General features: G+C 67.4%; 13 protein-coding genes and 1 tRNA gene. 7 read left to right on the top strand and 7 right to left on the bottom strand.

Going from position 1 to position 15597, the window contains the following annotated elements:
- Window positions 1–29 precede the first annotated feature (29 nt).
- Window positions 30–2339, top strand: a complete 2310-nt coding sequence (locus FHS23_RS04070) for a (Fe-S)-binding protein (RefSeq protein ID WP_183647942.1) — start codon at window positions 30–32, stop codon at window positions 2337–2339.
- A 152-nt stretch (window positions 2340–2491) separates the two neighbouring features.
- On the opposite strand, the gene FHS23_RS04065 is transcribed toward FHS23_RS04070, so the two are convergent.
- Window positions 2492–4747, bottom strand: coding sequence for an esterase-like activity of phytase family protein (locus FHS23_RS04065; protein WP_183647937.1), 2256 nt, complete (start codon window positions 4745–4747; stop codon window positions 2492–2494).
- Window positions 4748–4863: 116 nt separating this feature from the next.
- Here FHS23_RS04065 and FHS23_RS04060 point away from each other — a divergent pair, with 116 nt between their 5' ends.
- Together FHS23_RS04060 and FHS23_RS04055 are read left to right on the top strand one after the other, a co-directional pair.
- Entirely contained in the window at window positions 4864–5469 is a 606-nt protein-coding gene (locus FHS23_RS04060; protein WP_183647934.1) for a TetR/AcrR family transcriptional regulator, read from the top strand.
- Window positions 5453–7081 (top strand): acyl-CoA dehydrogenase family protein, encoded by a 1629-nt coding sequence (locus FHS23_RS04055; protein WP_183647930.1) that lies wholly within the window; start codon window positions 5453–5455, stop codon window positions 7079–7081. Before FHS23_RS04060 ends, FHS23_RS04055 begins: the two co-directional genes overlap by 17 nt.
- 97 nt (window positions 7082–7178) lie before the next feature.
- On the opposite strand, the gene FHS23_RS04050 is transcribed toward FHS23_RS04055, so the two are convergent.
- The 3 genes from FHS23_RS04050 to FHS23_RS04040 form a co-directional block, all read right to left on the bottom strand.
- A complete protein-coding gene (locus FHS23_RS04050) occupies window positions 7179–7982 on the bottom strand; it encodes a CAP domain-containing protein (RefSeq protein WP_183647927.1) in 804 nt (267 codons plus the stop codon).
- A gap of 106 nt (window positions 7983–8088) precedes the next feature.
- Window positions 8089–8670 carry a dCTP deaminase gene (dcd, locus tag FHS23_RS04045; protein WP_183647924.1) on the bottom strand — a complete coding sequence of 194 codons (582 nt, stop codon included), beginning with the start codon at window positions 8668–8670 and terminating at the stop codon, window positions 8089–8091.
- Window positions 8671–8694: 24 nt separating this feature from the next.
- Window positions 8695–9927: an oxygenase MpaB family protein gene (locus FHS23_RS04040; RefSeq protein ID WP_183647921.1), complete on the bottom strand. Its 1233-nt coding sequence runs from the start codon at window positions 9925–9927 to the stop codon at window positions 8695–8697.
- Between the two features lie 136 nt (window positions 9928–10063).
- On the opposite strand from FHS23_RS04040, the gene FHS23_RS04035 reads away from it, so the two are divergent.
- A tRNA-Gly gene (locus tag FHS23_RS04035) sits at window positions 10064–10137 on the top strand.
- Between the two features lie 93 nt (window positions 10138–10230).
- On the opposite strand, the gene FHS23_RS04030 is transcribed toward FHS23_RS04035, so the two are convergent.
- Window positions 10231–10392: a hypothetical protein gene (locus FHS23_RS04030; protein ID WP_183651259.1), complete on the bottom strand. Its 162-nt coding sequence runs from the start codon at window positions 10390–10392 to the stop codon at window positions 10231–10233.
- A 258-nt stretch (window positions 10393–10650) separates the two neighbouring features.
- Between FHS23_RS04030 and FHS23_RS04025 the strand changes: the two genes are divergently transcribed.
- From FHS23_RS04025 to FHS23_RS04015, 3 genes are read left to right on the top strand one after another with little or no spacing between them, the layout of a single operon-like run.
- Window positions 10651–10968 (top strand): type VII secretion target, encoded by a 318-nt coding sequence (locus tag FHS23_RS04025; RefSeq protein ID WP_183647916.1) that lies wholly within the window; start codon window positions 10651–10653, stop codon window positions 10966–10968.
- Complete coding sequence (locus FHS23_RS04020) at window positions 10968–12794, top strand: alpha/beta hydrolase (RefSeq protein WP_183647913.1); 1827 nt, start codon at window positions 10968–10970, stop codon at window positions 12792–12794. Before FHS23_RS04025 ends, FHS23_RS04020 begins: the two co-directional genes overlap by 1 nt.
- Window positions 12770–13369, top strand: a complete 600-nt coding sequence (locus FHS23_RS04015; RefSeq protein ID WP_183647910.1) for an LppA family lipoprotein — start codon at window positions 12770–12772, stop codon at window positions 13367–13369. The genes FHS23_RS04020 and FHS23_RS04015 overlap by 25 nt, the downstream gene beginning before the upstream one ends.
- Before the next feature lie 645 nt (window positions 13370–14014).
- Here the strand turns inward: FHS23_RS04015 and FHS23_RS04010 are convergent.
- Both FHS23_RS04010 and FHS23_RS04005 read right to left on the bottom strand, forming a co-directional pair.
- Complete coding sequence (locus tag FHS23_RS04010; protein ID WP_183647907.1) at window positions 14015–14428, bottom strand: hypothetical protein; 414 nt, start codon at window positions 14426–14428, stop codon at window positions 14015–14017.
- Window positions 14429–15051: 623 nt separating this feature from the next.
- The gene (locus FHS23_RS04005) at window positions 15052–15573 is read right to left on the bottom strand and encodes a VOC family protein (protein WP_183647904.1); all 522 of its coding nucleotides are present in this window, start codon (window positions 15571–15573) and stop codon (window positions 15052–15054) included.
- Window positions 15574–15597: the final 24 nt, after the last annotated feature.

The raw sequence follows: 15597 nt of genomic DNA, 5'->3' as shown, positions 1-15597 counted from the left end.
CCACGAAGACCGAACCGAAAGGCCCGATCATGGGTGCACTGCAGATCACGCTCGGCGTGATCGGCGTTGCCGTCAGCATTGTCGCTTGGGGTGTGTTCGTCGCCGCCGTCGTCCGGCAGGTGCGCATCATCCGACTCGGGCAGCCGGACGGCACACGCTACGGACCGTTCGTACCGCGCCTGAAGACGCTGATCACGGAGTTCGCCGCCCACACGCGGATGAACAAGTTCCGCCGCGTCGGGCCATGGCACTGGCTCGTGATGTGGGGCTTCCTGCTCGGCTCGCTCGCCCTGTTCGAGGCCTACGGCGAGATCTTCGACCCGCACTTCGCCTGGCCGATCATCGGCCACTGGGCACCGTGGCAGCTGCTGCTCGAACTTCTCGGCATCGGCACCGTGGTCGGTGGTGTCGCGCTGGCGATCATCCGCCAGGTCAACCACCCGCGCCGCGCCGACCGGCAGTCCCGGTTCCAGGGATCGGACTTCGCGGCCGCGTATTTCGTCGAAGCCGTGGTGGTCATCGAGGGTCTCGGCATCCTCGGCGTCAAGGCGTTCAAGATCTCCAGCGGCATCGAGGACCCGGCCCTGTGGTCGAGCTTCGTGACCCAGCCGCTCGCGCAGATCCTGCCGAGCGCCACCGCCGCCGTGTCGATCATGGCGCTGATCAAGCTGCTGTCGGGCATGATCTGGCTGGTCGTGGTCGGCCGGAACCTGACGATGGGTGTCGCCTGGCACCGGTTCAGCGCGTTCTTCAACATCTACTTCAAGCGCGAGGACGACGGCGGCGTCGCGCTGGGCAAGCTCAAGCCGATGATGTCGGGCGGCAAGCCGCTCGACTTCGAGGAGGCCGACCCGGAGAAGGACGTCTTCGGTGCGGGTCAGGTCGAGGACTTCAGCTGGAAGGGCTGGCTCGACTTCTCGACGTGCACCGAGTGCGGCCGCTGCCAGTCGCAGTGCCCGGCGTGGAACACGGGCAAGCCGCTGTCGCCGAAGATGCTGATCACGCAGCTCCGCGACCACGCCTACGCCAAGGCGCCGTACCTGATGGCCGGCGGCAAGAAGGACATGGCGGGCGACGAGATCGGCCTGACCGGGGACGACCCGCACGCCGGCATCGACGTCCTGGCGCTGGCCGAGTCCGAGCGTGCGCTGGTGGGCGACGCCGAGGCGAACGGCGTCATCGACCCGGACATGCTGTGGTCGTGCACCAACTGCGGCGCCTGCGTCGAGCAGTGCCCCGTGGATATCGAGCACGTCGACCACATCGTCGACATGCGCCGTTACCAGGTGATGATCGAGTCGAACTTCCCGACCGAGCTGAACTCGCTGTTCAAGAACCTGGAGAACAAGGGCAACCCGTGGGGTCAGAACGCCAAGGACCGCATGGCCTGGGCCGAGGACCTCGACTTCGAGGTGCCCGTGTTCGACGGCGAGTTCGGTGACGCCGAGTACCTGTTCTGGGTCGGCTGCGCCGGTGCGTTCGAGGACCGCGCGAAGAAGACGACGCGTGCGGTGGCGGAGCTGCTGCACATGGCCGACGTGAAGTACACGGTGCTCGGGCCGGAGGAGACCTGCACCGGTGACCCGGCCCGCCGCGCGGGCAACGAGTTCGTGTTCCAGATGCTCGCGCAGCAGAACGTCGAGGTCCTGAACTCGGTGTTCGAGGATGTGGAGCCCGCGAAGCGCAAGATCGTCGTGACGTGTGCGCACTGCTTCAACACGCTCGCCAACGAGTACCCGGACCTCGGCGGCGACTACGAGGTCGTGCACCACACGCAGCTGCTCAACCGTCTCGTGCGCGAGAAGCGACTGACGCCGATGGCACCGGTCGCGCAGGACATCACGTACCACGACCCGTGCTTCCTCGGCCGCCACAACCAGGTGTACGAGGCGCCGCGTGAACTCGTGGGCGCCGCGGGCGCGAACCTGCGTGAGATGCCGCGGCACGGCGACCGCTCGATGTGCTGCGGTGCCGGTGGTGCGCGTATGTGGATGGAAGAGCAGATCGGCAAGCGGATCAACGTCGAGCGGGTCGACGAGGCGCTCGGCACCGCGCCGTCGAAGATCGCGACGGGCTGCCCGTTCTGCCGCGTGATGCTCAACGACGGCGTCACCTCGCGGCAGAGCGACGGCAGCGCCAGCGAGGACCTCGAGGTCGTCGACGTGTCGCAGCTGCTGCTGTCGGCCGTCAAGCGAGGCTCGGACAAGGAGCCGGTCGCGGTGGGCGCATCCGACACCGAAGCCGGCGGTGAGGCCGAGGCCGACGGCAAGGCCGACACTCCGGCCGGTCCCGCAGGCGCGAACGAGGCCAGCGCCCCCCGTTCGGCCGGGGATTCATAACCCGGGCGAGTAACGCAGCGGGCGCCGCACCGAACCTCCGGTGCGGCGCCCGCTGTCGTTTCGGCATCGATCACAGCCGTTCAGCACGACCGATGCACCCGCCCCGGAAGAGCGCCGGAGCCGATGGCGTCTCCCATCCGCCGGCTCCGTCCTCAGGCGCGGCCCAGTCGCAGCAGGACGGACTCGCCGGGAGCGTCGTCGAGCCCGTCGTTGTCGACGGCGCCGACGAGGCGGCGGTCGGCGGTCACGGCGAGGCCTTCCGGCTTGTCGGCCACGGCGCCGCCGCCCGCTTCGAGTGCAGGCAGCAGGTCTCGCGAGAGCCGCTTGCGCAGCACCGGTTTCGATTCCCCGGCCGGCGCGGGGTCGACCGTCGAGACGTCGATCTCGTAGATCTTCTTGGTCCGTGCGTTCTCGCCGCGCTGGTTGTCGCGTTCGAGCACGAGCAGGCGACCGTCGCCGAGCGCGGTCAGCTCGGACACGCCGACCCAGCCGTTCTCCGGCGCGTCGTCGAGCGGGTAGGCCGCGAACGCCCACTTTCCGGTCGCGGGCGTGTAGCGGGCGAGCGTGGTCCGTCCCGGTTCGTTGTCGGCCCACTCCCGCTGTACGGCGACCCAGACGTGGTCGCCCGACACGGCCACGCCTTCGAAGCCGTGCTTCTCGGCTCCGTCGGCGATCGCGTCGGGCAGCGCGATCTCGCGGCGCACGTCGCCGCCGGAGCCGACGTCGACGAGCAGGTTGCGCACACCGCCGGCCGGTGTGCCCTCGGTGGCGAGCCAGTAACCGCCGTCGGCGCGGGCGGCGATGCCCTCCACGTCGTAGGCCGCCGTCTCGCCGTCGCGGGTGATCGGCAGCTCGCCGGTCACCCGGGCCGGGTGCGAGGTGGCGTCGACGGTGAGCACGCGGCTAGGCGTGTACGCGTCGTCGGTGACGGCCACGACCTCGCCGGGCTCGCCGGGGATTCCGGAAAGCCCGGACAGCGCACCGAATCCGATGCCGTCGGAGACGATCGACGGGGCGCCCCGGTTGTGTGCGAGCGACGCGGCGAGGGGCTTGCGCGTCAGCTGGTACCGGCTGAGGGAGGAACGCACGTCGTTCTCGGCGTCGTCCTCCTCGGCGGAGACGACGAGGCCGCCGCGCTGCGGCACGGGCAGCACGCCCTCGGGTGCGACGCCGGTGGGCAGTCCCTGCACCAGCTTCGGCCGGCGCGGATCGTCCACGTTGTACACGGCGACGAGGTTGGCGCGTTCGAGCGCGACGAAGGCGTAGCGGTGCTTGCCGTACGTGGCGACGGCCAGTCCCTCCGGTTCGACACCCTTGTTCTCGGCGCGGTGCTCCGGGTACTGGCCGTACGAGACGGCGAGTTCCTCCAGCTCGGCGCCCGAGCTGTACACGACGTCGCCGGTGCGGGCGTCGAACGCGGTCCACGTGCGGGTACCGCCCCGGTAGTCGCCTTCATCGGCGGTCGCGAGGGTGTCGTCGTCGAGCCAACCGACCGAGTCGGGTTCACGGGGCGCCGTGACGGTGCCGTCGCGCTCGATCGTGCCGTTCTCGGTGGTGTCGACGCCGCGGACGGTCGCCGTGCCCGCGGTGAAGTCGCTTCGCACGTCGCCGCTCTCGAGGTCGACGACGGCGATGTGGTTGTTCTCCTGCAGCGTCACGGCGGCCTCACCGCGCCCGTTGATCGAGACGTACTCGGGCTCGGGGTCGCTCGGCGCGACGTCGGCGAGGCCGGTCAGGTCGGTCGTGCGCACCTGCCAGTCTGCGGGCGAGCCGTCGAGGTCGACGATGTCGAGGAACCCGGCGGGCTGCTGCGGGATCGCGCCGTCGCCCGAGTCCTCGTCCCGTTCGTTCTCGATGGCGACGGCGGCGTGACGACCGTCGTGGGAGATGTCGATGGCGTCGGGCTGGCCGCCGAGGTCGTGGCTCGCGACGACGGACCGGGTGCCGATGTCGACGACCTGGAGCACGCCGGACGGTTCCGTGTAGCTGCCGGACGTGTTCACGGCGACCAGCGCGAACCCTCCGACGATGTCGACGGAGGTGGGCTCGCCCGGCATGTCGAGGGTGCCCGCCGGTTCGACGGAGCTGCGCCGTGCGAGGTTCGCGAAGCCGATGCGCTCGCCGGGCGAATCGGTGTACACCACCGTGCGGCCGTCCGGGGTGACGGCCGAGATCTCGGCCGCCGTCTCCTCGTCGGGTGAGGAGTTCTCGTGGACGGGCATCGTCGCCGTGCGCACGAAGTGCTCACCGGGGTGGGACGGGACGCCGGTCGCGGGCGAAGTCTCCGATGGGGCGGGGTTCCCCGCGGCGGGGTTCGCGGCGGCGGGGTTCGCGGCGGCGGTCGGGGTGAGCGTGGCCGTCAGCGCCGTGGCGGCCGCACAGGCGAGGAGTCGGTGTCTGTTTCGCACCCGAGCTTTGTAGCCCGTTCGGGTGTTGTCGGGCTGAACACAACGCGAACGCCGCATACCGATGCCCGTGACCGGAGGCCTTGATCCAAGTTGTGAATGATGGTTCACTACTTGACATGGTGTACCGCCGCACCCCGCAGATTCAGGCACGCATGGATTCCCAGCGTGCCGCGATCTTCGACGCCGCCGTCGAACTGCTGGCCACACGTGGCTACGCGGGCTGTTCCGTGGCCGCGGTCGCCGAGGGTGCGGGCGTCGCCACGGGCAGCGTGTACCGGTACTTCGGCAGCAAGGCGGAGCTGGTCGCGGAGCTGTTCCGGCAGCTGGTGACGCGCGAGGTCGAGGCCGTCGAACGCGCGGCACAGCAGCCGGGGTCGGCAGGCGAGCGCGTCGTCGCCGTCGTCGACACGTTCGCCGCGCGCGCTCTCAAGGCACCGCGGCTGGCGTACGCACTGCTCGCGGAACCGGTCGACGCTCCGGTCGAGGCCGAGCGCATCGTGTTCCGCCGCGCGTTCCGCGACGTCGTCGCCGCCCGGATCGGCGAGGGCGTGCGCGACGGCACGCTGCCACCGCAACAGGCCCCGCTGACCGCCGCCGCGATCGTCGGCGCCGTCGCCGAGGTCATGATCGGACCGCTGACCTCGGGCGGCGAGGACGCGGTCGACGAGCTGTCCACGTTCACCCTGCGAGCCCTAGGAGCGCCCGATGCCGGCAACCCATGACGTGACGAACCAGGTGCCGCAGCTGACCGGCCACGACGTCGCCGACGACCCGACACTGCTCGCCGCGCTGTCACGCGAGGGCGCGGACTGGGCGGCCGACGAGGTGCACGAACTCGGCGCACTCGCGGGCAGCGAACCCGTACAGGAGTGGGGCAGGCTGGTGAACGAGAACCCGCCGGTGCTGCGCACCCACGACCGTGTGGGTCACCGGATCGACGAGGTGGACTTCCACACGCACTGGCACGACCTGATGGACGTGGCGGTCTCCCGTGGCCTGCACGCCGCGCCGTGGCAGGACTCGCGCCCCGGCGCGCACGTGGCGCGGGCGGCGAAGTTCTACGTGTGGAGCCAGAACGAGGCGGGTCACACGTGCCCGATCTCGATGACGTACTCGGCAGTGCCGACGTTGCGGCACAGCCCGCAGCTCGCCGACGTCTACGAGCCGCTGTTGGCGGCGCGGCGGTACGACTACGGCCTGCGCGTGCCGACGGGCAAACGCGGCCTCATCGCGGGCATGTCGATGACCGAGAAGCAGGGCGGTTCGGACGTGCGCGCCAACACGACGACCGCGACCCCGGCAGGTGGCGGCACGTACACGCTGACGGGGCACAAGTGGTTCACGTCGGCGCCGATGTCGGACGTGTTCCTGACGCTCGCGCAGGCCCCGGGCGGCCTGTCGTGTTTCCTGCTGCCGCGCGTGCTGCCCGACGGTTCGCGCAATACCATCCACCTGCAGCGACTCAAGGACAAGCTGGGCAACAAGTCCAACGCGTCGGCCGAGATCGAGTACGACGGCGCGGTCGGGTGGCTCGTCGGCGAGGAGGGCCGCGGCGTCCGCACGATCATCGAGATGGTGTCGAACACGCGGCTGGACTGCGTCATCGGAGGGGCCGCGGGGATGCGCTACGGCACGGTGCGGGCGGCGCACCACGCGCGGCACCGGTCGACGTTCGGCGCCCGGCTGGCCGAGCACCCTGCGATGGCGAACGTGCTGGCGGATCTGGCCGTCGAGTCGGAGGCGGCGACGCTCGTGGCGATGCGCCTGGCCGGTGCGAGCGATCGTGCGGCGGCCGACGACGGTGAGGCGGCGTTCCGGCGGCTGGCGCTGGCTGTGACGAAGTACTGGGTGTGCAAGCGGGCGCCGGCGCACGCGGCCGAGGCTCTGGAATGCCTTGGCGGCAACGGTTATGTCGAGGAGTCGGGCATGCCGCGGCTGTTCCGCGAGTCGCCGCTGTCGTCGATCTGGGAGGGGTCGGGCAACGTCGCCGCGCTGGACACGTTGCGTGCCATGGCGAAACAGCCGGACTCGGTGGAGGCACTGATCTCCGAGCTCGACGCGGCGTCCGGTGTGGACGGTCGGCTCGACGAGGCGGTCGCCGGTGTACGCAAGGAGCTCGCGGATCTGTCCGATGTGGAATACCGGGCGCGGCGGCTGGTGGAGCGGCTCGCCCTGGTACTGCAGGGCTCGCTGCTGGTACGGCACGGCGACGAGGCGGTCGCCGACGCGTTCTGCGCCTCCCGGCTCGCGGGCGACTGGGGCGCGGCCTTCGGCACGCTGCCCACCGGCGTCGACACGAACCGCATCCTCAACCGCATCACGCCGACCGAGTGACATCCGCCCTAGTCGACGGTGGGCGCCCCCAGGGCACCTTGGGGGACACAGGGCCCGGCCATCGAGGTTCCCTTGGGGTCCCAGGGCCCGGCGACGGTCAGTAGCCGAGGTCGAGGGTCCAGTACCAGCCGTTCTCGTTGAGGCCGACGCCGAGGGCAGTGACGTCGCAGTCGGTGATGTTGGCGCTGTGGGCGTCCTGTGCCATCCAGTTGTCGACGACGGCGCGCGCCGACGTCACGCCCATCGCGAGGTTCTCGGCCGCGGGGTCGTCGTAGCCGTGTGATTCGACGCGTTCCTCGAAGGACGTGCCGTCGGACGAGTTGTGCGACAACCTGCCCTGGCGGGACATGTCGTCGCTGTGCGCCTCCGCGGATTCGCCGAGCTCCGGGGCGACGCGGGCAGGGGAGCAACCCGCGAGGACGCGTTCCTCGTTGACGTACTGGGCGAGGTCCTCGAGCGGCTGGTCGGTGCGGTCACCGGTGGTCGTCGTGGGGCCGGTCGTCGGTGAGGTGCTGCCGGAACCGGAGGTCGGTGCGCTCGTGGTCGGCGTGGTGGAGTCCTCGGACGGGGTGGTCGTCGGCTGGGACGACGACGTGCGGGTGGGCGGTGCGGGATCGACGGTCGTCGTGGTGGGCGTCTCGTCGGGTAGCGAGACCGACGCCGTCGCGGGGGCGGGGCTCGCGGGGGTCTCGGCGCCGGGTCCACCCGGATGGCCCGCGGAGGCTGTGGGCGACGGCTCGGGCGGTTGCCGTTCCAGACCACTGCTCGGACCTGCGACCTGAGCCGTGTCCGAAGAGTCCGCTTCGGACCACAGCAGGTGGCCGCCCACGGCACTCGCGACTCCGACGAGCACGCTGAGCGTCACCAGCGCGGCGCGGTATCGAGGGGTCGGGGTAGCCACGACCGGGCAAGCTACCACCAACGAGTGACTTGTCGAACCGTTCTGTGAGACGGATCAGCCACGCGTCACGGCCGCAGCGCGCTGACCTCCTGTGAGGTCTCGACCTTCATCGGGCGGTGTCGACGCGGTCGAAGTTGCGGTACGCGCGGCTCGGGGTCGGCCCACGCTGGCCCTGATACTTGGAGCCTGCCTCACTGGAGCCGTAGGGGTGTTCGCTGGAGCTGGTGAGCCGGAACAGGCACAGCTGGCCGATCTTCATGCCCGGCCACAGCGTGATCGGCAGGTTGGCCACGTTCGACAGTTCGAGGGTGATGTGCCCGTCGAACCCGGGGTCGATGAATCCGGCGGTCGAGTGCGTCAACAGGCCGAGCCTGCCGAGTGACGATTTGCCTTCGAGGCGGCCCGCGAGGTCGTCGGGCAGGCTGAAGATCTCGAACGTCGAGCCGAGGACGAACTCGCCGGGGTGCAGCACGAACGCCTCGCCGTCGGTCTTCTCGACGAGCGAGGTGAGCTCGTCCTGCTGCAACGACGGGTCGATGTGCGTGTACTTCGTGTTGTCGAAGACACGGAAGAACCGGTCGAGGCGCACGTCGATGCTCGACGGCTGGAGCATCTGCGGCCCGTACGGGTCGACGGCGAGCCGGCCTGCGTCGAGCTCCTTGCGGAGGTCGCGGTCACTGAGCAACACGGGCCCACCCTATCGCCGCGGGAATCAGGCCGCGGCGCGCATGTGACGTGCGTACGTGCGGTCGATGCGGAACACCGAGCCGAGCCTGCGCTGGTACTGCTTGCGCCCGAACTCGCCGATGCGTTCCTGCACCGCTGTTGCGCCGGGTAGGACGCGCCGCACGCTCTCGGCCGCGAAGTTGGCGGCCGCACCCGCGAGCACGGCGCCCTGCGCCACCGGGTCGTTCGGCAGGCCGAGGAAGTCGGAGTTGTCCTTGCCGAGCACGAGCCTGCTGACCGAGCCGTGCAACCGCACCGACAGCTGGGCGAGCACACTTCCCAGGGCACCGCGTCCCTCGCCGACGCCTTCGTGTGCGGTGAGCAGCGCGGCGGCGAGGCGTTTCGAGTCGTCGTCGGGGATGAATTCGCTGGTGGCGAGCAGCCAGAGAAGGCGCCAGGAGTCGTCCTCGGTGGCGGGGAGGAGTTCGTCGGTGATGCCCATGAGCCAGCCGATGTAGCGCCACAGGTGGTGGATGTCGGCGCGTTCGTCGTCGGTGTAGCGGACGCCGAGCAGCTGCATGCCCAGCACGTAGACCAGTGAGAACAGCAGGAGCGTGCCGACGGTCTGGACCTGGTTGATGGGCCGGTCCCAGGCGTCGTAGTCCCAGTCGGGGCGACGGTTCATGGCCGCGCGGACGTGCGCGTGCACGAGGCGGACGCGCAGCGCGGCGGCGTAGCCGTGTTCGTGGGTGCGCAGTGCGCCGGGCGTGGTGACGTCGAGCCACCAGTTCGTGGTTTCGACGAGTCGTTTCGGCGCCATGTCCTCGATGAGCGCGCCGGTGCCGACCAGGGGCTTCGTCGCCCTGGACGACAGATAGCCGCCCATGAGGGCCATGTCGCCGAGGGGGAACAGACCGAGCAGGCCGGTGCGGACGACGGCGCGGGCACCGGCGTCGATGCGGGCGTGGTCGACCCAGTACGGCGTGGCTTCCACGTGACGGAAGAACGCGGTCAGTTCAGCGGGCGGATCTGGGATGGCGTCGATGCCGTCGGTGAGCGCGCGTTCGAAGAGGGCTCGGCCCTCGCCGTCGGGCAGGCGTTCGATGAGCGCGACGAGGTCGTCGGCGAGCGGGTCGGCCGTCTGGGCGTACTCGCGGAACGTGTCGAGTTGACGCCGAGTGCCGCGGACGTCACCGGGCGCATACAGTCGCGTGGCCAGGCGAAACCCGCCGGTGCGCAGGAAATCGGGCTCGGGCAATCGCTCGTCGTCGACGCTCATCGCATGCTCCTTCGCACGACCCGTCCAGGTGATGACAACAAGTGTTGTCACTCGAGGCCGCGAACGTCAAGCGGAGGGGTGGACCGGGGGTGGGGGTGACGATCCGCGCGGACGTTGTAAGATCGGTCGGCAGCAGGCGGATGTAGTTCAATGGTAGAACATCAGCTTCCCAAGCTGAGAACGCGGGTTCGATTCCCGTCATCCGCTCCAACCACGAAGGCCCAGGTCAGAAGCCATCCACTTCGGACCTGGGCCTTTGTCGTGCCGGGACCGCGCGAGCCCGCCAACAACATGCCAGCAACATCAGTCGGCGGACGTCTCGTCCTCAGCCTCCTCGGCATCGTCCTCCGAACACCCTTTTAGGTGCTCGTCGACCAGAGCTGAAAGCCGGTCAGCGATCATCCGATCGGCCTCGCTGGTAGCCCGCTGATAGATCAGAGCCGCCCGCATGTCGTCGTGGCCCATCCGAGCCATGAGGTCCGCGAAAGAGGCGCACCGACCTCGTACGCGCAGCCGGCGGCTGGACAGCCTCCCCCATCGACGATGGACGGCGCACCCGGCACGACCTGGTGGCGCTAGCCGCATAGGCAGGACTACTCACCTTCGGTACACGTAGGCGTGCCCATTGCCGACAGTGATACCCCTGACCTTGGGCGCTGTCGTTGAATGGTCGCTTGCCCGGTGGCAGGCTGTGATTGCACGGCTACGGTCAGGGGGGCCGGCATGGGATTCGAAGCAAAGATCACCGAGATCGCGAGCAGCGGTGACGCCGCTGGTGATGTTGCCGAAGCGGTGCGCAATGTCGACCCGGCGTCAGCTTTGCCCGGCGGCAACGCAGGGATGCCGGGTTCGGAGGCAACCGCCAAGCTGGCCAGGGTCAAGGAGTCCTGGAAAGGCAAGGGCGCGAGGACCGCGGGAGCGCTGGAGCAGTACGCACAGAACCTAGCCACAGCCGCCGAGCAGTACCGGAGCAGTGACGCCGTGGCCGAGGAGGACCTCACTCCACGAACCGGCCACTCCGGCGGACAGGAGCCGATCTGATGGTCACCTGGGGCGATGTGACCCGATGGGACAGCGAACCTCTCTCCGATGCCGTCGGTCCGCTGAATCGTGAGTACAACGAGCTGACTACCGCTGGTGAAGACCTCGGGAAAGTGAACGCGCCGGACGGCTGGACCGGTGAAGCCGCCACCGCAGCCGCTCAGCGCGGGAACCAGATCATCGATAGCCTCCAAGAGTGGACCGCTGAAATCGCCGCAGCCAGGCGTGCCATTGCCGCCACCGCAGACGCAATCAGCGGCGTCAAGAACGGCGTCAAGGAAGCCGAGCAGCTCGCCAGCGCAAACCACTTCCGCATCGGCGACGACGGTTCCGTCATCGACCAGGGGCCGCCACCGGACATCCCGGAAGGTCAAAAGGAGTCAGTCGCCAACGAACGCGCATCCCTCGCCAAGGAGATCCAGGAACGCGTGCGGCAAGTCCTGCGCAGCGCCAACGACGTCGACAAAGATTTCTGCACCGTACTCGACCGCGTCCTGGCAGCAGACACCGTCGACGCCGGCGCGATGAGCAACGACTCCGTCACCCTGGCTGCGGCGGGAAACGCCGGCGCAGCTCTCGGCTCCCTCAGCATCCCCACGCCGCCATCGGGCGACGCGACACCGGCCCAGAATGCGGCTTGGTGGGCGAGCTTGTCCAAGGCGCAACGAGACCGCTTCACGAAGGACTACCCGAAACTGGTCGGCAACCGCGACGGCGTTTCGGCCAAATATCGCGACATCGCCAACAGGGACATCCTGGCACAAAGCAAACAGGACCTGCGAACACAACTCGCACAGGCGAAAGAGGACAACCCCGGATACAAGGACATTCTTGGCCTCGAGAACTCCAACATCGGCGAACTGGAAGCCAAGATCGCATCGGTCGAAAAGGTGGAAGGCCTAATCAACGACCCTACCCTTCCCAACCGACACCTTCTCGAACTCGACCTGTCCAAAACGCGAGCCGAAGCTGCGGTCGCCAACGGCGACGTCGACAACGCCGACCACGTCGCCGTGTTCACTCCCGGATTCACCTCGACCGTCGACGGCAGCCTTGAAAACTACGACCAGAACATGGCTGACCTTAAGACAAAGTCCGAACAACTGGCCGACCGGGCCGGGAATGGCGGCGACAGTTTCGCCACGGTGACCTATATCGGCTACCAAGCCCCACAAGCAGACGAAGGCATGTTTAGCCCCGGCGGGAGCGTGGCCAACGATACCGCCGCAAAAGAAGGCGGCAGGGAGCTAAATTCGTTCCTGAACGGCATCGATGCCAGCCGGGGAGACAACCCGCCACATCTTACCTCGTTGGGCCACTCCTACGGTTCGCTGACTTCATCCCACGCATTGCAGGGTGGCACCGGTGTGGATGACGCCATCATGTTTGGTTCTCCCGGTCTCGGCACCGGCAATACCTCGGACTTGAATGTTCCCGATGGGCATGTCATGTCGTTGGAAGCCGATAACGACCCGGTCGCCGACATCGGCCGCAGCGGACACCTCGGCGAAGACCCGTCCTCGATGCCCGGGATGCAACACGGCGAGACCGGAGCGGTACCCGCCGAGCAGTCGCCGACCGGCCGAGACCTCAAAGGCGTCGAAGGCCACAGTGGCTACTTCACGCCCGACAGCACGAGCCAGCACAATATGGCAGCTGTCGTGGCAGGGCTACACCATCCCGACAATCCAGATGGTCCAGACGATCGAGTCGTACAAGGAAACAACACCGACATGGGCGACGTCGCAGGCCAGGCCGGCCGCAACGTGGCGTCGGACATCAAACAGGGAGCAGAAGCAGCATGGAAGTTCGTCACCGGTTGGTGAAGCCCGCGGTGGTCGCCTCGAGCCTGGTGGCCCTCGTGCTGGCTTCCGCATGTGGAATGGAGGGTAAGGACATCAACGACGACCCGAACGCCGGCACAGTCCAGGACCAGTTCAACACCCTGATGCAACGGCCAAGCTTCGAAGACATGACCGAACGCTACAAACAAATGATCAAAGAAGTACAAGACGCCACAGTCAACATCGCTGGCATCCCAGAGTGGGAAATCCCAGAGGGCCGCACTCCTGTGAGCGGGGCTAGGTGCGGTTTCGACTTCCCCGACATCGGAGGGGATGGCGGAACCCGACAAATCAGCGGGGGCTTGTCCAAGGGTCCCATCCCCGAAAATCGCTGGCCAGATGTGATTGACCGCGTCACTCAGATCGCTCAACGCTACGGATTTGAGAGTCAACAGGTGTTTCACGACAAGCCGCAGAACCATCAAATCAGTTTCTCTGACTCCTACGGTGGCGAATTCTCCTTCGGAACGGAATCCAACACATCGATGGCTATCACCTCCGGCTGCTTCCTGCTGGAGCAGGCGCGCCAACGGGGCACGCCGTCAGAAGCCGAATAGGAGCGTAGGAACTGCGCCGCTAAACGGCACGATGACAAGAGCGTCGCCGCCGTGACCTTCGAAAGCTCGTTGGGTCCGTGCGGCTCCGCGGAGGCATTGCACTTCTCCACAATGTCGACCATCCGCTCGAACGCAGCAGCGGCTTCGCGCAGCGTCTGACGCGTACCGCAAGGAGTCGGTTCCAGGAGAGTCATGGCAGCGCGATCATGCGTGGCGACCACCAACGGGCCCCTCGGGCTACCCGGACGGCGTGCACAAGCCAGCCGCACCGGTGCGAACCATTACGGGAAACCACCGCGGCACCGTGGGACTGCTGCCGAATTGACCTCTAAGAGATCAAGGGCGGCGCGCTCCGCGCGCCGCCGCCGGGGCACGCCCGGCCTCCCGCTGACGCTCCGGCCGGCGGCCCCGGCTCGCACGACGAAGACGTCACCTGACCTCCAGAGCAACCCGGCAGCCGCCACTCACCACGAGCCGGCCCCTTCACGCCCGGTAGATCATCTGACACCGCGCCGACCGCCTCAAGGGCGCCTACGGCGTCGCTACGCGATGAGCTACCGCTCACCCTTGACCCGGCCACCACGGAGCACAGCATCAGCACGGACGAAGGGGAACGGGGGAGTCTGCGCAGGAAGCAAGGTGCAGCTAAGTGAATACGTTGGCCACAAAGACCGCCTTAGCGGCCCGCTTCAGCGACTGCGCGCTACACCATGCTTCAGTCAGCTGGGAAATGCTCATCTGGTATTCATCTATCAGTTCACCGGGAGTAATTTCACTACCCCCTTTGATCTTATTGGCTTTAAATAGAGCTAAAATACCAGCCTTGCCGGAATGGTCATACTGAATCGCGTGCACCATCTGATTTCTGACTTTGTATAAATCTCGGTATTTCGCAGCAATATCTAGTATATCCCCACTTTTCGGTGATAACTTTTCTAGCTCCGTGGCGAGTTCACACCCCGACTTTCCCCAACTCTTCTTTAACTCGGGCCCACCAGGCCTGCTCGCAAATATCCCTACAACCGCTGCCAATATCCCATCTAGTTCCGCCATCGACATCACAAATGCACCCACGTGCCGCGATAACTCACGCTCTCGAAACCCCTGGGGCACAACCCATCCAGACGGAAAGTCCTCCGAATCAAATTGAGGCGCACCACATTCTCGACAGAAATAACCTAGAGCGTGGTAACTATGTTCCGAATTCACCAGGATCAGGCTCCATAGAACACGTAACTATACCGCAAGAAATGCTTTACCCCACCGCAAGAGCTGGTAAACCGCTACTTTTCACGCGCAGCAGAGACGCTGCAGTCCGGGCCAGCAGTAGCAGGTCGGTAACCCCTGGTATCAGGCCCATCCGCTGGAACCGAGTGAGCGTCTCAGCGCAGCACCTCGGGCCATTAGCGGGCCATTAAGGGCGGTCAACCACGGCCAACAGGGGCACCCGACGCGCATCCTCAACCGCAGGTCAGGGCCACCTTCCAGGCGCGTCCGCCTGATTCCCAAGCTGAGAACGCGGGTTCGATTCCCGTCATCCGCTCCAACCACGAAGGCCCAGGTCAGAAGCCATCCACTTCGGACCTGGGCCTTTGTCGTATCTTGATCGACTCGACCCGCGGGCCATTGACGGAAGGGACCGGGAGGCGCTAAGCCGCGTCGGCGCCGGTCGGGCCAGCTGTTCAACCGCGATCGCGCAGTTCGGCCATCGCGGTCAGCAGCGTTTCGTGGATGTAGGTGAGCTCCGGCGTCGGCGCCCACGCTGTCTCGTCCGGTTCCACTTCGGAGGATCCGGCTTCCGATCTCCAGTCGACGACCGCGCTCGGATCGTGCTGGTAGACCCACCACAGGTTGTCCCACGGGTCCCGAAAACGCGAGAACGTGTCGCCGAAGAACGGCGTCGGCTCGGTCACGATCGTCGCCCCGCGCCCGCGCGCCGCAGTGAGCGTCTCGTCGAGATTGTCGACCCAGACCTGCAGTAACGACGGCATGAAAGGCCAATCTGACTTCCGGTCGGCGACGGCGATGGTCGATCCGCCCAGTGCGACCTCTGCGTGCAGCAGCAGCCCGTCCGTGTCGACCGTCCGTGCGTCCGGCCGCTCAGCGGCGCCGAACACGTCGATGAGGAACTCCAGGAGTGCCTCGGCGCGGCGGGTAATGATGAACGGGTTGACGGCGGCATAACCCTCGGGGGCGACGGGCATGGTCACTCTCCTCTCGATGCGGTG

It is taken from the genome of Prauserella isguenensis (assembly GCF_014191605.1).
Lineage (GTDB): Bacteria > Actinomycetota > Actinomycetes > Mycobacteriales > Pseudonocardiaceae > Prauserella > Prauserella isguenensis.
Note: the sequence above shows the minus strand (reverse complement) of the source record. Positions and strands in the feature narration are given on the sequence as shown.

What these genes read in the sequence shown, in the direction of transcription:
- FHS23_RS04070 (WP_183647942.1), top strand. Translation starts at nt 30, where the DNA reads ATGGGTGCACTGCAGATCACGCTCGGCGTGATCGGCGTTGCCGTCAGC.
- FHS23_RS04005 (WP_183647904.1), bottom strand. Translation starts at nt 15,573, where the DNA reads ATGCCCGTCGCCCCCGAGGGTTATGCCGCCGTCAACCCGTTCATCATT.
- FHS23_RS04055 (WP_183647930.1), top strand. Translation starts at nt 5,453, where the DNA reads ATGCCGGCAACCCATGACGTGACGAACCAGGTGCCGCAGCTGACCGGC.
- FHS23_RS04015 (WP_183647910.1), top strand. Translation starts at nt 12,770, where the DNA reads ATGGAAGTTCGTCACCGGTTGGTGAAGCCCGCGGTGGTCGCCTCGAGC.
- FHS23_RS04020 (WP_183647913.1), top strand. Translation starts at nt 10,968, where the DNA reads ATGGTCACCTGGGGCGATGTGACCCGATGGGACAGCGAACCTCTCTCC.
- FHS23_RS04025 (WP_183647916.1), top strand. Translation starts at nt 10,651, where the DNA reads ATGGGATTCGAAGCAAAGATCACCGAGATCGCGAGCAGCGGTGACGCC.
- FHS23_RS04010 (WP_183647907.1), bottom strand. Translation starts at nt 14,428, where the DNA reads ATGTCGATGGCGGAACTAGATGGGATATTGGCAGCGGTTGTAGGGATA.
- FHS23_RS04060 (WP_183647934.1), top strand. Translation starts at nt 4,864, where the DNA reads ATGGTGTACCGCCGCACCCCGCAGATTCAGGCACGCATGGATTCCCAG.
- FHS23_RS04040 (WP_183647921.1), bottom strand. Translation starts at nt 9,927, where the DNA reads ATGAGCGTCGACGACGAGCGATTGCCCGAGCCCGATTTCCTGCGCACC.
- FHS23_RS04030 (WP_183651259.1), bottom strand. Translation starts at nt 10,392, where the DNA reads ATGGGCCACGACGACATGCGGGCGGCTCTGATCTATCAGCGGGCTACC.